Genomic DNA, 18,065 nt, shown 5'->3' with positions numbered 1-18,065 from the left:
TAATCAGTCTCTACAAAATTCAACTATATTTCCTTTTTCAATTTACTGAATAGTTACATATATTTATCTTTAGTATATAAAAATCTACTTTTTATTTCCAAATACTTAACTTAGGTATTATTATTTATAAAAAGGTATTTTATATACTCTTTTTAATATATAAAATACCTTTTTAATTCTAAATTGTATCTAAATCTGTTGTATTACTTTAATAGATTTAGTTCTCTTATACCAGTAAGCATAAACTTAAATTTTATTTAGCCATTTTGACTTTTTCTCCATTATTCAACAGGTTCTGTCCTTCTGTAATTATATCCATACCTTCTTTTATATTTCCTTTTACTTCTGTAGTCTTGTCATTAGAAATACCTGCATCAATGGATATTTTTTTAACAGCTCCATTACTAACTGTATAAAGATAATTTACGTTATTTTCCATTTTAATTGCTTCATTTGGAACAACTAAAATATTATCTTTACTTTCAGAAGGTAATGATACTTTAACAAACATACCTGCTTTTAACTCACCATTTGAGTTATCAATTTTTACCTTAACAGTATAAGAATTGTCCTTGGAGCTAGAGTTTGGAGAAATCTTATCTATTACTCCTGTCACTTCCTTATTGTCCAATGCACTTATAACTACTGGAACTGATTGTCCAGCCTGGATTTTTCCAATAGCCTTATCCGGTACGCTTATATCTACAATAAAACTACTTGAATCAATTATAGTAACGGAACCTGATTGACCACTAGCAAGCTGTCCTACTTTAACATCTTTAGCAGACACTACTCCAGAAATCGGTGCAGTAATAGTACCATTATTTAACTGCACTTGCACAGAATTAATTCCCGCCTGTGCTTGATCTACTTGTGCAGCTGCAGCTGCAGTAGTTTGAGGAGCTATCTTTTCTAGTAAAAGATTTAAATTAGCTTGAGAAGCCTTTAAATCTACATCTGCATTGTCGTATCTTAACTTTGAATTATCCAATTCTTGTTTAGATATAGCTCCTGTATCATATAATTTTTGCATTTTTTCATAATTATTTTTAGCATCATTATAAGATAATTGAAGTTTGTCAACAGATTGTTGTAAAGCTGTTACCTGTTGTTGAATGCCGGAATCACTGGCTTTAGCTAAATTAGCTTGTGCTGCAGCTAAAGTTGCTTGTTGTGCTTGAAGCTGTGCCTGAAGTTCCGCTGTATCTAAAGCAAATAGTACTTGCCCCGCTGTAACTTTATCACCAATATCTACATTTAAGCTAACAACCTTACCTCCTGTTTTAGGAAAAACCGTTACTTCCTGTACAGGATTTAACTTACCTGCATACTCTACTTCAGTACTTATAGAACCAAAAGCTACCTTTTGTACTTTTACAGTTCTAATATCTTGCTTTTCATCTGCTTTTTTATCTCTGTTAAAGATAGAAACACCACCGGCAATAACAACAACTACACCTAAAGCTATTATTAAACTCTTTTTATTTAAACCCTTAAACTTCATACTGTTGAACCCCCTTTACACTTCTCTTTTTTCGTCCAAATATAGCATTTTTTAAATCATCCATTAAAGTATAGACTATTGGCACTACTATAGGGGAAAGTACTGTTGACATAACCATACCTCCAATTATTACTATCGCCATACCTTTTTTCATTTCACTTCCTTCACCTATAGCAAGGGCAATAGGAAGCATTGAAACTATCATTGTTGCACTTGTCATTATTATAGGTCTTAATCTAGTGGTTCCTGATTCTATAAGAGCATCTTTTAAGCTCATACCTTTTTTCATAAGCGTATTTGCATAGTCTATTAGCAGTGTACCATTTTTAGATGCTAATCCCTCTAACATTATAAAACCAATTGCTGACATTATACTTAAAGTCTGTCCAGTTAAGGCCAGTAATCCAAGCGCTCCTATAATAGCACAAGGTAATGCTACCATTCTGATAGCCGGTGTAAGGAATGATTCATATAGCACTACTAGTATCATATAAACAAGTGCTAATGAAGCTGCTAAAGCTAGTATTAAAGATCTAAAGGATTCTGCCATATCTTCTTGATTTCCACCAAAGTTTATACTATATCCTTGAGGCATAGACACTGGTTTTAAAGCAGTTTGTATCGCCTTAGAAGCTTCTCCGAGAGTTTTGCCTTGTAAGTTAGCTGAAATAGTGATAACATCCTGCTTATCCTCTCTGGATAAAGATGGCTGACTATCTTCTTTTACAACTGTGGCAACTTGGCTTAAGGATATTTGTTGTCCAAGTGAATTTCCGATTTTTATAGATTTAATGTCCTCTGCATTTTTTATCTGATTATCCATAAACTTAACTGTTATGTCGTTCTGTTCATTATTAGCTCTATATATCCCTGCTGAAGTACCTGCTAAAGCAGTTCTTACAGAAGTACCTACATCCAATGTAGAAATACCATACTGTGCTGCAGCAAGACTGTCAATGTTTACCTTTAACTCACTGCTTTTTGTATTGGAGGAATTACTTACATCTATAACTCCTGGGACCTTTTTTACAATTTTTTCAACTTCATTTGATAAATCCGCTAAAGTATCCCTATCTTTTCCTTTTATACTAATTGAAATAGGCTTACTGCTTCCTCCAGCAGATTGTGATTCTGTTACGTTAAAGTCTATACCAGGAATATTTTTTCCAAAATCACGAACCTCAGCTGCAAGTTCACTCTGAGTTTTTTTACGTTCATTCTTAGGAACTAAAGTAACCATGACCTGACCGCTAGCCTTATCACCATTTCCCATTCCGCTTTGTCCTATCATTGTAAAGTAATTCTTTACTTCTTTTATTCCACTTAAATGTTTTTCTATCTGTGTAATTTTGTCATTTGTTTGCTGTAAGGTTGATCCTGGTGAAAGAGCAACATCAATAGTAAAGCTGCTTTGATCCGATACAGGTGTAAGCTCAGTTTTTATTACCCCCATTGGAATAAGAGAAATACTAAATACAACAGCGATAAGAACAGGAGTCAAAACCTTCCATCTATGTTCTAGAGACCATATAAGAATTTCTCTGTATTTTTTTATTAACTTAGTGAAAAACTTACCATTTTCCTCACCTTTATCTCTTTTTAGTACCCGGGATGAAAGCATTGGAGTAACTGTAAATGATACTAATAGCGAGAACATTGTAGCTACAACTATTGTTAATCCAAATTCTTTAAACATTTGCCCTATCATACCAGACATAAATGCTATAGGCGCAAATACAACTACGTCACAAAGACTTATTGCTACAGCAGCCATCCCCACTTCATCACGACCTTGAATAGCTGCAGTTTTAGGGTCCTTACCTAGTCCTAAGTGTCTTTGTATACTTTCTATTACAACTATTGAGTCATCTACAAGTGTACCTACAACTAGTGAAAGCCCCATTAAAGACATCATATTCAATGAAAAATTAAGCTTGTACATCATAAAAAATGTAGCTATAAGTGATGTAGGTATAGAAATTAAAACTACTAAAGAGGATCGGAAACTACGGAAGAATAAATAAAGAACAACGGCTGTAGTTGCAATTCCCTCTAGAAGGTTATGCTGTACTTGCTTTAATGAACTAGTAATGAATGTTGTAGTATCAAAGGCAACCTCTGCTTTAACACCACTTGGGAAAGTTTTTTTAATTGTTTCTAATTCTTTTTTTATACTATCTGCTACTTTTACCACATTGGCATCACTTTGTTTTGAAACAATTATAGCCATAGTTTTTCTACCGCTAAATCTTGTTAAGGACTCAGCTTCTGGAACTTCTAAATTTATTTCTGCAATATCCCCTAAACGTATAGTTCCACCGCCAGTAGTAGGCACTAACATATTTTTCACGTCATCTATGTTCTTAAACTGACCAATAACTCTAACAGATTGGTTCATCTTGTCCTGTTTGATTTCTCCAGCAGGTACGTTTGCATTAACTGAGTTTAATTTACCAACTACAGTATTGACACCTATGCCATAGTACTCCATAGCAGTTTTATCAAGTTTTATTATTAATTCTTTTTTTTCAGATCCTAATAAGCTAACACTTCCTACTCCAGGTATCTTTTCTAGCTTATCTTTTAGTATATCGGACTCATTATAAAGTTCATCATAGCTGATATCTCCACTTAGTGCAATTCCTAAAACTGGAATAGCATTAGTGTCCATTTTAAATATAGTAGGCTTATCTGCATTTGCAGGAAGTCTTCTACTAGCATTTTCAACAGCTTTTTGAACATCTAAGTATGCAGTATTTAGGTTAACTCCCATTTTAAAGTTTATTGTAACAGTACCATATCCTTCTTTTGCAGTGGAATTAACTTTGTCTAGACCACTTATTCCTGAAACTGCATCTTCAATAGGTTCTACTACATCCTTTTTAATATCTTCAGCACTGGCACCATTATATGTAGTCATTACTGATATGGAAGCTATGTCCATACTAGGTAATAAGTTTGCTCCCATACTTTTATAGCCTATAATACCTAGTGCAACTAGTAGAACTACTACCATCCACATTGCAGCTGGCCTTTTTACTGATATTTCAGTTATTTTCATTTTTGCCCTCCTAACTAATAATTAATCTAATAAATAATTAATCCAACAAATAGTTAACTTCTTTAACTATTTGATATTATAATATAGTATGAAATAGAAATCAATGGTTATCATAATTTTAAATAAATTATAAATACATATATGTGTTATAGTAATTGCAAATATAAAAAGATTGTTCAAAATATAGTACGTCTAAAGGTACTACATTTTAAACAATCTCAAAGAAATAAATCTCTATTTGAATAAAAACATTAATATGCCTATCATAGTAACTGCGGCGATAACTAAAAGTATAATATCTGACTTGTTTTCTGGCAAAACGTTATCTTCTTTAATAATTTCTTTCTGAGATGTGAAATCTTCCATTTATCTACACCTCCATAATTAATTTTAGATGAATTTATAAATAACTAATAGATTCTCAGTATACTAACAAAAATTCTTTAGAAAACGTTATCATTGCTTGGTAAAAAAATTAGAATCAGCTATTTATAAACTCTAGGTAAATCTTATTACTTAATAATATTATACACCATTTTCAGAATATTTTGAATAGGTTTTGAAAATTTTTACCTAAAAAATTAAAAATAGTTAACAATACAAAAAGAGACTGAAGCAATAGCTCAAGTCTCCTATAAATATCTCTATAAAATTCTCAATATGTGCAACTGACTATGGCACATATAAGCGCTAGACATTTGTCTAGCGCTTATATAGTTTATACCTTTACTTGCTTAACATATTCTTAGGTTTTCATCTACTTTCGTAGATTTTTAAAGAAAGCTTGTACCTTAATTATTCAAAAATAATCACTAATTCCATACTACGGAACGTTTTATTTACCCATTGATACTAAAAGTGATTTATTTAATTTTTGAATGTTAAGTAATACATCTCTTTTGATAGATATTATATCTAGCGGCTTGCTTCGTATTGTCTTAAAAGTTTAACAAATAACTCAGGAACCTTCATCATGTTCTCAGGAGTTTCTACGAATGCAATACGGAACTGAGTGTTTCCTGGATTATTCTCGCCTGCTGGAATATCATAGAATCCTTTTAAAGGTGCTACTAGAAGAGTTGTTTCAACTCCATTGTAGTTAACAGATCCTTTTTGTGCGCAGTAAAGAACAAAGTCAATTGCATCAAATCCTGGTTTTACAACGTTTCTAACGTCAATTACTGAGTATATAGATGCATCTGGGCTGGAAACGATTAATCCTGGTTCCTGCTCCTTTAGACCATTGTATACTTTGAATATAACGTCTTTATAGTACTCACGAATGCTCTTGCACCATCCAGCGATGCTTTCCTTACTTTCGTGTGCTAGTGCTCCAAATATATACTGGCCAATTGCGTTAGCGCAAAGGTTTGCAGTATATTCAGCTATTGAACGATCATAGTATTCTGGATTGTCAGTAATTACAGCACCGATTCTTAAACCGCATGCATTCCATACCTTTGATGTTGTCTCGATGCTTATTCTTCTTCCTTCTATACCAGGTACATCTGCATCGCTAAGTCCCCAAATACTTACTAAGCTGTTATCGCCTGTATAGTATAGTTCACGATAAGCCTCATCACTTACCATCCACATGTTGTATTTTACACATAGTGCAGCAAGTCCTTTAAGTGTTTCATAGTCGTAAAGCTGTCCTGTAGGATTGTCATAAGGTATAACAAGAAGCGCTCCAGGGTTGTGATTTTTAATAGTTTCTTCAATTTCGTCAAGCTTTGGAAGACTAAACTTACCTTCTTCACTTAAACTACGTTTTACTGTAACAGTTTTACGTCCTAATCTTTCTGCGAAAGAAATATAGTTTGTGTATGCTGGGTCTATCATCATAAGAGGTTTCTCATCAGTGCCTGCAGGTCCACAAACTCCAAGTAGCAACAATTCCATACCTGTTGATCCACCATCTGTTATTTGAACTAGTAATTTGCTAGTATCAAAGCCTTCGCAAGCAAGAATATTTTTAAATGCATTCTGACACTCTTCAGTACCAGCAGTTCCTGTATATCTTACAACACCCTTTGCAAATGGGCTTTCAGGTGCATTTAGCGCAAACATTCTTTTTTGCATAGCAGGATTTGTTGGAAGTGAAACGTTTCCAATACCTACATTAATTACAGCTTCAGGTTTAACTTCACGCTCTGCATATTTCATTTGTGCTAATCTAACGTCTGATGGTGTTCTTGACTCAAAATGAGCTGATAAAACTGGTTTATTCATATATATCCCCTCCAAAATATTTTATGTAACACATTCTACCTTATATTATCATTTTATTCAGATTATTGCAATGCCGTACTAAAAACAATTTAACTGAAAGTAGAATGTGTTTTTTACTAACTTTTTCTATATTTTATTTTGCCTCTACCATTGGTCTTGGATTTTTAACTTCAGCTTGTGCTGCTGCAATCCTAATAGACCAAGCCTTTTTTAATTACTATGGAGCACTTTATGTTATTTATAAATATTATGAATTGTGTAAAATTCAATATGATCGAAAATTCTATTCCTGCTTTTGAAAAATTAGTTAAAGAATTTAAATAGCATATAAGAAATCATGCAGTTGGATTCTTACATTCACAAGGCACTTTAGTTTGGCATAAGCCACACCCTGACCCTACTGCTGGATTTCCTCCATAGGATTCAGCTAGTCTTGTTGACTCGTCTCCGTAAACGTATTTCCAGCATTTCATCTTGTCGTGACCTTCTTTTGATATAGCATTGACAGGACATCTTTTAATACAAGCTCCGCAAATACCTTTGCTTAAGAGCAAACAATTTCCTGTATGACTTTCAGCTTTTCTTGTATCCGGTGTAAGCTTTAAGTTGGTTACAACCGAGGTTAACCTTATGGCAATTCCTTTTTCAGTAATAAAGCCATCATTTATCCCAAAAGTCCCAAGACCAGCTGCATATGCTATATGCCGTTCTGACCAGTTAGAGCTTGGTCCTGAAGGCGTTCCATAAATCTTAAATCCTTCAGCATCTGCAGGCGCTATAGCTCTATATCCCTTTTTCTCTAAAAAATTCACTAGATGCTTGTTAAGTCCTTTCCGAAATCCGTCGGTAAAAGCACGCAGTAGAGCCCATTCTTTAGACGCATTATCTTTTTGCGCTGCATTACTCTTTCTGATCTTTTCATTTATAGGCAAGACTATACTTATAACCGTTCCTCCCCCATAGCTATCTTTTCCAAAAAACCTTTCAAAGGCTTCCTTGGGAGTTAAATGATCGCTGCCAATTATCTTTTTATACTCTTCGAACAACGGATCCTCCGAAGATGCAAATTTTACAATAGGTTCATCATAATAACGGTCTTGGATTTCTTCCAGCCAGTTTTCTTTGCTTTCGAGTACATACTTTTTAATTTCATTTCTTATTAAGTCCTTCATTATAGTACCTCCATTTTATTTATAAGCTAATTTAACTTGTTGTGCCAGCTTATTTCATCAGCATAGCTGTTATTTACTAGCAAACTTTTTACTTTCTTACTCACTGTAACATCAGCTCATTACAGATTTAATTAATATCTCCGAGTTATTCGTGTATATGCACGATTATTTTAAAAATATTAAGGCACAAGTGCCTCAATTTTAGAAAGTAATACTGTCAACGTCTCCATATCATCCTTGCCCAAATATTGTTCAATAAAACTTTGAGCCTCACTCCAAAGCTGTGATGCCTTTTCATAAGTTTCAAGCCCTGCATCCGTCAATTTTAATTGACGATTACGGGTCCCCGTTGCCGCAATATCTATAATAAATCCTCTTTCCTCCATTGGCTTAAGATTTCTTACAAGAGTAGTCCTGTCCAGCCTGATTTTCAGGGCTAGGTCGCTTACGCTTACAGGGCCTATATACTTTATATGTTTAAGCAATGAATATTGACTTATTTTAAGTCCGCTAGATTCAAGGAATCCATCGTATACCTGTGTAATTGCCTGCGAAGCCCGGCGCAGGTTAAGACAATTACATGCAGACGGCTTCTTATCATAAATTTTTTTGTTCATACTATCACCTTATTCATTTTTCGTGTACATACACTATTTAAAATGATACATTACTAATATTTTTTTGTCAATGTCTTTAATAGCTGTTTTTTAATCAAATTTTTGTTCTAAAATACAAGAAATCAATAAAAATAGGGTACTATCCCTTAAAATTATTAAGTGACAGTACCCTTGTTCTATTTTTATACACACCCACAAGTCCTTGATATATAAAGATTTGGGGGCTTTACTTGATTGGTCTCGGTTGTTTTACCTGAGCCTGTGCTGCTGCAATCCTAATAGAGCAAACCCACTCTTCACTATTATGTAACACTTTTCTTAACCACTCATACAATAAATATAAGCTCACACTCATTAATATAAACCATTTACATATCTTCTATATTATTTAATAGTATGTCTCAAAATCCGAAATTAGACACTATTTTCCAGAATCTCAGACAGAACATTAAAATTCTTTTCTGCTATTATTCCCTTATTTTTAAGATGTTGTATTTTTTCTTTATGTTGATTTTCATTTTTTTGAAAATCAATTAATGATTCTTTAATTGCATTTTTCAAGAGCGGAATTACATTGATTATTCGTTTTATTCCATCGACATATTCATCATCATAAAGTCTAAAACTTTCAAACAATCCTGATGTCAATCTTCCATCAGAAAATATATAAATATATCTATCCCTCATTTCATCAGATAAATCAACTTCAATTTTATGTCTATACAATCTAAAAATAATGCCTTCCTTCTCTACAAATACAGGAAATAACATAGAAAAAAGGAATACTATTTCTTCTTCTTCATAAATTAATCCTGAAAAATCACTTTCGTTTAACTTGGTCATAATCTCATCGGTAAAAATAGAATCTTTTATTTTATTTCCTAATTTAATCCTCAATTTTCTTTCTTTTTCATCCCGCAATAAATCATCAATTGAACTCAATAATCTATTAATAGAACTCTCAACTTCTTGTGATTTTTTATTATCTTTCATATTTATACTCATTCCTTTCGGTATGTTCAGTGCACAAAACTGAAATAATCATATCCAAAAATATACTTTGTGAATAATGATATATTTACCATCTTCATAAGGAGTTCTTAAATATCTTTATACATATATTCTCTTGTTAATGGTATATTGAATCCTGGCGTTTTTTGTTCTTTGCCTAAAAGCACCTGATATACTGAAATAGACCCACCTTTAAAATTTAATGCACACCCTGTCATATAAAGCAACCATGTCCTATAGATTAGATCCGAAGCTTCTTTTATTGCCTTATCTTTATTAGCTTGTAAATTATTTACCCAACATCTTAAAGTTTTAAAATAATGCTCTCTTAAGCATTCAACATCATAAACTTCAAAATTTTCCTTTTCCATGATGTCTTGAACATAGCTTATGCTGTTCAATTCTCCACCAGGAAAAATATATTTTTCGATAAATTCAGATTCAGCCTTTGAAATCTTAGAGTTTTTTTGATTTGTGATACCATGATTCAAAAATAAGCCATCACTTTTTAACAACCTGTTCATGATTTTAAAATACTCTGGCAAGTTTTTTGTTCCTACATGTTCGAACATGCCGATACTTACTATCTTATCATATATTTCATTTCCTTCTATATCACGGTAATCTTTTAATTCAACAAAACATTTACCTTCCATGCCTTCTTCTTTAATTCTGTTACATACATACTTATATTGTTCTTTACTTATTGTTATACCGTGTGCTTCAACTCCATAATGCTTTGCTGCCCATATAATCATTGCACCCCATCCGCATCCGACATCCAGAAGCTTTTCTCCTGTGTTCAACCTTAACTTCCTGCATATATAATCCAACTTATTTTCTTCAGCTGTTGTTATATCTTCATTTTCGTCTCTAAAATATGCACAGGAATAAACCATACTAGAACCTAAAAATAATCTATAAAAATTATTTGATATATCATAATGGTGAGAAATATTTTCTTTATCCTTTTCTTTTGTATGCATATTTAATTTAGGTAAGGAAGCTGTCTTTAAGAATATAGACATTTTGTCCTTTCCTGATACCTCTAAATTTTTAAGTTCTTCCTTTAACTGTATAGCCGAAAATATATCTCCTTCAATATCAAAACTTTTATTCATATATGCCTCTGCAAATGTCATACTGTCTGGATGCATCAACAATCTGTTGAAAGCCTCTCTATCATTAAACCTCAACATAAAGTCAGGTTTTTCAGAATATTCTATACTTTCCCCATTCCAAAATTTCATGGCAAAATTTTTCTTAGTATTACTAAAAATATGTTCTATTTTACTTATCAATTCATGATCTAAGCTTTCTTTTTTTAATGTGTTAATCATTATTAGTCCTCCTGTCTTATTTCATAAAAATACATTATTAGCTAGTTATAATTTAAAAATCAACATAAATATTATATTTTTTCATATTTACCTCCTGATTTTTTTTATTTATATTTCATAAATAACGCTTTTATTTTTAAGCATCATTTATTTTTGATCGTTTTACTAATATAACCATCTGAATATTCCAGATGCTTTAGCATTGCTACAGATGCACCAACAGAATCATGATCTTCTATAGCCTGAATTATATCTTTATGTTGCTTTTTAAGTATATTTTTATTCTCCACATTTCGAAACATATTCGTTAACACATCTTCAATATATGTTTCTACCAAAGTTGATACTGCAAACATCATATTAGAAACTAGGTAATTTCCTGATGCCTGTACAATTTTATAATGTAGTTTTTTATCTAATTCTGCGCATTTCTCTTCATCCTCTGTACTATTTAATAAATCAACTATTTCTTTTATCTCTTGAAGTTGCTCATCATTTATGTTTTTTGCTGCCAAAGCTGCCATTCCAGGTTCAATAAATTTTCTTAAATCTAAAATTTCATCTGTTTTACTTCCATGAAGCATAAACGTCATCGAAAGTGGTTCTAGTAAACTATCTTCAAAGTTGTCCTTTATAAAATTTCCTTCACCTATTTTGCATTCAACAATTCCCAATATTCCTAAAACTCTTAAGGCTTCCCTTACCGATGTTCTGCTCACATTAAGCTGTTCACACAAATCTCTTTCAGAAGGTAATTTATCTCCACATCCCAATTCGCCTTTTTCTATTAAATCTTTAATCTTTTCTATTACCTGTTCATATACCCTCGTATTTTTTATTGTATTAGACATTTGAAACCTCCTCCAAAACAAGATATTTTTCATTTTTTATCTCATTATTATAAATTTCTTTAATTATTTCAACAAGCTCCTTCATTTATTAAATAAAATTATTTAATAAATACAGAAAATAAATTCCACATGATAGGAGCTAAAAAAACAGTAATAATTCCCGAAATAGCCATGGTCAAACCGCTCATTGCCCCTTCAGTTTCTCCAAGTTCCATAGATTTTGCAGTTCCAACAGCATGAGAAGAAGCACCCATAGCGATTCCCATTGCAACTTTATCATTAATTTTAAAAATTGAATATAAAGAAGGTCCAATAATCGATCCAATTACACCAGTAAGTATGATTGCTACAACAGTAATTGATGGCAATCCGCCTAATTGTTTTGATAGGGCCATTCCTATTGGTGTAGTAATAGACTTAGGTATTAAAGATTTTATTAGCACATCAGATAAATTAAAGAATTTACAAAGTAAAATTATGCAAGCAATCCCGCATACATTCCCACATAAAATACCTATGAGTATAGGTAAAGCATTTTCTTTAAATAAAGTAAATTTCTTATACATAGGCAAAGCTAATGCAACTGTTGCAGGGTATAAAAAGAATGAGATAAGTTGACCTCCATTATTAAAAGCTTCATATTTTATATGAAGTTTTGTTAGCAAAAAAATTAATATTACCATAGCGATTAGCAAAGGATTAAAAATTGAAAGTTTTGTTTTTTTATTTATATAAACTCCTATTCCATAAGCAATTAAAGAAATTAATACACCAAATATGGGAGAATTGATAATATCATTCATGTAAATTCACCCTTCTTAAAAATTTCACTGTATACGCAGTTATTAACCAAAATACTATCGTTGAAATAATCAAAATGACCATAAATACTATCCATTTTCCCTTCAATATTCCAAATGCAGTCATCAAACCTACCCCAGCAGGAATAAACAAAAAGGACATATTTGATATCAAAAATTCACATACATCTTCAATCATTTCAACTTTGATAACTCCTGTTTGTAATGCAAGAAAAAGTAGAATCAAACCAATTACAGTACCTGGAATTGGTAAATTAAATAATGTTTGTACTAATTGTCCTACAAAATATGTAGCTAAAATAATCATTAATTGCATTAAATGTTTCAATAAAATCACCTACCTATCAGTATATAAATTATATGCGTCAATGGTTATACCGGTCATACCACTTTCATCACTAATGTTAGTCTATCACTTTTTTTAATGTATTGCAATATTCTATAAAAAATGATAGAATAACCTCAAACAAATTATTGGTATGACCGGTATTACCTTTTTAGATATTTGAATACAAAAGGATGTTTTTTAATGATTAAGAAAATGTATCTCAAATAGATCACATACGAATAATAATTCAGTGGAGGTAATGTAAGTGTTAGAGGAATTTAAAAAATATCTATTATATAAAGAACATAAAAGTTCTAGTACAATTGAAACATACTTAAGGTATATACAAGAATTTATTAATTGGTACAATAGTAGTACAAATAAAGAGCTTTTGAAATTGGATAGAAAAACGATTGGTAGTTATAAGAAGTATTTAATATCCATAAAAAAAAGAAAAAAAGCAACCGTAAGTGTTGAACTTTGTGCATTGGTCAAGTTTAATAGTTTTTTCTGTTATAAAAATGCACCTAGAAATTATATTCCAAGTAAAAAGCATAGAGCTGTTAACTAGTCTTAAGTGATTAGATATAAATTCTTTATGCCAAATAATATACATAACAACTAACAGTTTGAGGATAAAATTTTATATATAAAAATAGAGTATTGCAGTTAAATCAATAATGATCTAAAATTGCAATACCCTATATTTTTTATAGTACGTATAGTCTCAAATGCCCATTTTATAAAGCTTTTTAAGCTATATTTATTATTTGCTTGGTCGTGGTTGCTTTACTTGAGCCTGTACTGCTGCTACCATAAAAGACCAATCCAATTTTTTAACATTATGTAACACTTATTAGGTAGTGATTCTCGGCCATCTCTCCATCGAAAATATTCACCCTCAAAAGTTAAATAAAGTTTCCAAATCTTTTCCTCTAAAATGTTCTTCATGAAATAAGTCTGATCGTTCATAAATATAATCGTTCGTTTGTTTATACTTCAGTGTTTATAGGCGAATAACTGAATTAGCTATTCGTTTTTCTCTACCATCTGGTGTAGTATAAAACCTTTGATCTATGCCATAAAGTAAAAGTGTCAAATCACTCTCTGTTTTTACTTTAAAAGTATTATCATCTGAAACAAGTTGAGGGCAATATTCTTTGACTGTATTAAATACAGTATTTTTCTGATTGTCATCAAAATTACTCAAAGCCTCCATTGCTAAGGCAATTCTTTTACGATTAGCTTGTTTTACAGAAGCAGCACAGAAGTTATTTTCGAGCTTAACAAAATCTTTAGCCAGAAAAGCTTCCGTTTCTACTGTAGTTGCTTCTCTAAAAAGTTGATCTATACCTTTGAATATTCCAGTTATAGCAGACAGCTTCTTAAAATATAAAGTATCATTACTTTTTACATATATTGCATCTGCAGGATCATGAATCACAATGTCTTTACTGTTTGCATTGTATTTAAATTGATCACCAATAGTAATTACTTTCTTCTCCAATAATTGTGACTTTGTAATCCGCTGAAAATAAAATTCATCCGCATTTTGACAAGTGCAAATAAAATCAATATTTGATATTTGATTTGCTTCTAGCTGATAATATGCAACTGAATCTGTATAGTCAACTAAAAATTGTAAAGAAAATGGTTTCTGAGAAAACTCACTGATTGAAAACCATTCTCCTTCATCAATATTAGTTGCAGGGTCATATACGACATTGTTAGTCAAGTCGCTTGGTAAAGTATATAAATTTACGTTTGATAAGACTTTTCTGAATTTAGAGTTCTCGTTGCCTTTTCTCAAACGTAATTTAGCCATCACATGATTCATCATTATCCTCCTTAGTTTTTTCAACATCTATAAAGGTAAAATTGTTTATTCTTTTCAGCATAGGGAAAACCAATTCCTTCGTTGTTTTTATTTGCTTTCTGCTAATTAAAAAAATTTTTATATTGTCTGCTGTGGTCATATTATAAAACTGATATCCAAAAATCAAAAAAATTGGATTGAAATACATTGCCTGGGAACAGAATGTAAACACAAATAGTATAAAGTAAATAAACCAAAGTGTTTCTGTTGTTGGAACACTCAGTGCTACAAAGAAATATCCTAAGTAGCTTGGCAGAAATGAATTGTTTGCTTGTTCAATATCTAAAGGTGTTTTTTCTATACTATCATAGCTTAAAAAATTCTTCAAAAGCAAACTCATCCCAGTAGTTAGTACAGGAATCAACATACATACTATGTATGAGACCCATATAGGAAACTTACCTAAACAATAAAAATGGTTCTGTCCTTTGATAAAGTATACTACTAATATCAGGGAAGTAGCGTTAAAAGTTAAAAGCAGTTTATAAACCAATTGAATAACCCATTTAATAATAATTGTCACCTCCTGCAGACAGTTTTCATACACCAATAACATCAGCTATCTGTTGTAAGATTCTATAGCTACAATGCTAGTTTATTTCGTGCATTTGAATTTTATGTGTTCTACGGTACATAGAAGAGGTGATTTTTTTCCTATAATCATTTTTAATGAATTTACTTGTAAATTTAATAAATAATCATCCTTATATGTAACCGCTTATGCTTCGTGCATTCTATCCACAATTGAAGGACGTTTAAACTCAATCAGTAAAAATTTATTACTATGATCACGATTTAAAAGCAGATCATGTCTTATACTTACTCATGCTCCCCATATCAGGCTTTATGTAGATATCCTAACATCTGTTTGACTTCTTAATGACTAGTGATATACTAATCCCCCTTCAGCAAAAACCATCTATCTATTACCATGCCCATACTAGTCGAATCGTCTCTAACACTGACCTTAGACAAGAGCTGAACCCTACACTGGAATATTCCCTATTTTTCAGCTGCTCTATTGTAGAATATATCCATTCTATACCTCATAAGAAATAGCTTTCCATATATTAGTATATGCCAATAAAATAGTAAAAACAATTAGTTTGTAGAATATTCTTGTAAAACTTTTCTTTCTGAAATTATAATGCATCTTTCTTTTTATAAAAGCTTCAACCTTATAAAGCATGCATATAGTCAATAAAAATAGGATACTGTCTCTTAAGTCACTAAAAGACAATATCCTTGTTTCATTTTGTATGTATACTTCCTAAGACTTGATGTATAAGCCTTAGGGATCTACATCCATACTATTTTTGACTTTGTTATTCAGTTGATCTTTGATGTCTTATAGCCGCCTGTGCTGCTGCTATCATGAAAGACTAACCACTATTTTTTACTATTATGAAACACTTACCATATTCCCAATACCAAGACTATAATCTTTATAAATTCAACACTTTAAATTCTTTTAATAAAGTATTCTATTTATATACTAACCTTCCAGTCTTTAAAATATCTTATCATTATAATTTTAGATATTTTAAGATTAAGATCACAATCTCTTGTTAAAGCTAAACTCATGTATGTACTCTTGGTATTTGCATGATCTTTAATTATAACTTTAAATTTTGTTTCAATTCTACTAGTAACACTGTATGTCTTGGATTATATTGAGTATTCTCTACTTGTACTAAATAAACAAGTATGTATGATAAATTAATATGAATAATAATATAATTCATTGTTTGTTATATATATTCTGAAGCAACTTTAAGCATTTCAAAAGCTTTTTAAGATTATAAATTTTATCTTTTACTTGTGATAAACCTAAATATACATATACAAAATTAATACACATTTGACAATGTCTTTATTAATAACTAACTCTCTATTGTAAATATTTACTTAGATTGTCGAAGTGCCTCTAAAGCTTTATTCATGTTATCCTCTTTTTCACTTACTTTCGGTAGGTCGCAATAACTTAAACCTGCCACTCATAATATCTCATAGTCTATTGGAAATTTTTTAAAATTTCTATTTTTAAGATATTAGCTTAAACTTGATTTTCAAAATTTTGTCCAGTAGCTCTTACTTCTAAAAAAGCAGTATATGCATTATCTAAATCATTCCACACCATTACAATTTATCTATTATTCGAGGTTTCAAAAGCTCTTCCATCATGCATATGCTAATATATTATGTAGATAATTTGTTGAAGTATATTCTAAATATAACGTAAACCACATTCAGTGATTCTCTATTAACAAATCTTCTGAATAAATATCTAATTTATTTTTGCGTGAACTTATAATCATTTTTTTTGTATTCATCAAAATCAATTTTCTCCTTAAAATGATAACGCTGATATATTATATTTTTCTTTTTTAAAACCTCAAATGTTGTATCAAAAAATTCATATACATTCTGAACACTCTTCATTAAAGATTTATAATAGTGCCCTTCATCTGGTGACGGCAAATCCCAACTATCATTTCTATTCTCATCAAAAATTCTAATATTTGAATGCATAAAAAATTCACGACCATCAGCTGTATAATGAACATTACAATACATATCATTATAATGCATAATAATATCTCGTGGTTCAACAATCTCCTTAATCCATGAATTATACTCTGAATAGATAAATCCCATAAGCTCATCATTTTCTTTTCTTTTTAAAACTTCACTCATAAGCCCATTAGCTTTATTGTTTTCACTGATTCTCCCAAATGTAGATGTAATTGATATTCCTTTATAATAGAATGACAATATTGTAACTAGTCTATCTAATAAACATTTTATTGAAATAAAAATATTTTGAATCTCTATTGTAAATAATTGTTCATAACACTCTAAATTTTTACTGTATTTTTTATTCATAATATTTATATTATACTCAATTAAATGCTCAATATACTTATTATAGTTATATGCAGGAGCAAGATAAGTAGCCTTAGAATAGCTAATATATCCATGAAGATTTGATTTTAATGAAGTTTGATGATCTTCCTTAACAAATAAATATTCTTCAAAGCTATCTATTTCTTTCTGTAATCTCTCTAAATCAAAAGTACAGTTTCTAAAAATAGGAATATCTAAAAACATGCCTTTTTGCTGATTTTCCAATTCTTCACTTCGTCTTTTTTCATACTCTTCTTCATACCATTGCATATCTCTCACGTTTTGATATTTGTAGTAACTCACAGAATTCCCCCTCAGATATGTTTAATGCAACTTCAAACATAT

15 protein-coding genes are annotated in these 18,065 nt (G+C 30.9%); 1 reads left to right on the top strand and 14 read right to left on the bottom strand.

Annotation, left to right across the window (positions count from 1 at the left end; translation table 11 throughout):
• Positions 1-253: 253 nt before the first annotated feature.
• The 11 genes from N4T77_RS00265 to N4T77_RS00215 form a co-directional block, all read right to left on the bottom strand.
• Positions 254-1,504, bottom strand: coding sequence for an efflux RND transporter periplasmic adaptor subunit (locus tag N4T77_RS00265; RefSeq protein WP_261669699.1), 1,251 nt, complete (start codon positions 1,502-1,504; stop codon positions 254-256).
• The gene (locus tag N4T77_RS00260) at positions 1,494-4,565 is read right to left on the bottom strand and encodes an efflux RND transporter permease subunit (RefSeq protein WP_261669698.1); all 3,072 of its coding nucleotides are present in this window, start codon (positions 4,563-4,565) and stop codon (positions 1,494-1,496) included. Before N4T77_RS00260 ends, N4T77_RS00265 begins: the two co-directional genes overlap by 11 nt.
• A gap of 234 nt (positions 4,566-4,799) precedes the next feature.
• Positions 4,800-4,931, bottom strand: coding sequence for a hypothetical protein (locus tag N4T77_RS00255; protein WP_261669697.1), 132 nt, complete (start codon positions 4,929-4,931; stop codon positions 4,800-4,802).
• A gap of 549 nt (positions 4,932-5,480) precedes the next feature.
• Positions 5,481-6,797, bottom strand: a complete 1,317-nt coding sequence (locus N4T77_RS00250; RefSeq protein WP_261669696.1) for a pyridoxal phosphate-dependent aminotransferase — start codon at positions 6,795-6,797, stop codon at positions 5,481-5,483.
• Between the two features lie 335 nt (positions 6,798-7,132).
• On the bottom strand, positions 7,133-7,969 hold the full coding sequence (locus tag N4T77_RS00245) for a (Fe-S)-binding protein (RefSeq protein WP_261669695.1): 837 nt from the start codon (positions 7,967-7,969) through the stop codon (positions 7,133-7,135).
• 179 nt (positions 7,970-8,148) lie between these two features.
• Entirely contained in the window at positions 8,149-8,586 is a 438-nt protein-coding gene (locus N4T77_RS00240) for a MarR family winged helix-turn-helix transcriptional regulator (RefSeq protein WP_261669693.1), read from the bottom strand.
• 414 nt (positions 8,587-9,000) lie between these two features.
• On the bottom strand, positions 9,001-9,579 hold the full coding sequence (locus N4T77_RS00235; protein ID WP_261669692.1) for a hypothetical protein: 579 nt from the start codon (positions 9,577-9,579) through the stop codon (positions 9,001-9,003).
• A gap of 107 nt (positions 9,580-9,686) precedes the next feature.
• Positions 9,687-10,937, bottom strand: a complete 1,251-nt coding sequence (locus tag N4T77_RS00230) for a cyclopropane-fatty-acyl-phospholipid synthase family protein (protein ID WP_261669691.1) — start codon at positions 10,935-10,937, stop codon at positions 9,687-9,689.
• A 143-nt stretch (positions 10,938-11,080) separates the two neighbouring features.
• The gene (locus tag N4T77_RS00225) at positions 11,081-11,788 is read right to left on the bottom strand and encodes a FadR/GntR family transcriptional regulator (RefSeq protein ID WP_261669690.1); all 708 of its coding nucleotides are present in this window, start codon (positions 11,786-11,788) and stop codon (positions 11,081-11,083) included.
• Positions 11,789-11,886: 98 nt separating this feature from the next.
• Positions 11,887-12,591 (bottom strand): LrgB family protein, encoded by a 705-nt coding sequence (locus N4T77_RS00220; RefSeq protein WP_261669689.1) that lies wholly within the window; start codon positions 12,589-12,591, stop codon positions 11,887-11,889.
• The gene (locus N4T77_RS00215; protein ID WP_261669688.1) at positions 12,584-12,937 is read right to left on the bottom strand and encodes a CidA/LrgA family protein; all 354 of its coding nucleotides are present in this window, start codon (positions 12,935-12,937) and stop codon (positions 12,584-12,586) included. Before N4T77_RS00215 ends, N4T77_RS00220 begins: the two co-directional genes overlap by 8 nt.
• A 265-nt stretch (positions 12,938-13,202) precedes the next feature.
• Between N4T77_RS00215 and N4T77_RS00210 the strand changes: the two genes are divergently transcribed.
• The gene (locus N4T77_RS00210; RefSeq protein WP_261669687.1) at positions 13,203-13,508 is read left to right on the top strand and encodes a phage integrase N-terminal SAM-like domain-containing protein; all 306 of its coding nucleotides are present in this window, start codon (positions 13,203-13,205) and stop codon (positions 13,506-13,508) included.
• A 435-nt stretch (positions 13,509-13,943) separates the two neighbouring features.
• Here N4T77_RS00210 and N4T77_RS00205 read toward each other — a convergent pair whose 3' ends face one another.
• From N4T77_RS00205 to N4T77_RS00195, 3 genes are all read right to left on the bottom strand, one after another.
• Positions 13,944-14,774: a hypothetical protein gene (locus N4T77_RS00205; RefSeq protein WP_261669686.1), complete on the bottom strand. Its 831-nt coding sequence runs from the start codon at positions 14,772-14,774 to the stop codon at positions 13,944-13,946.
• Positions 14,755-15,180 (bottom strand): hypothetical protein, encoded by a 426-nt coding sequence (locus tag N4T77_RS00200; RefSeq protein WP_261669685.1) that lies wholly within the window; start codon positions 15,178-15,180, stop codon positions 14,755-14,757. Before N4T77_RS00200 ends, N4T77_RS00205 begins: the two co-directional genes overlap by 20 nt.
• Before the next feature lie 1,925 nt (positions 15,181-17,105).
• The gene (locus N4T77_RS00195; RefSeq protein ID WP_261669684.1) at positions 17,106-18,023 is read right to left on the bottom strand and encodes a hypothetical protein; all 918 of its coding nucleotides are present in this window, start codon (positions 18,021-18,023) and stop codon (positions 17,106-17,108) included.
• Positions 18,024-18,065: the final 42 nt, after the last annotated feature.

Origin of the sequence: Clostridium sp. CX1 (assembly GCF_025398335.1) — a bacterium.
Classification (GTDB): domain Bacteria; phylum Bacillota; class Clostridia; order Clostridiales; family Clostridiaceae; genus Clostridium_AM; species Clostridium_AM tanneri.
Note: the sequence above shows the minus strand (reverse complement) of the source record. Positions and strands in the feature narration are given on the sequence as shown.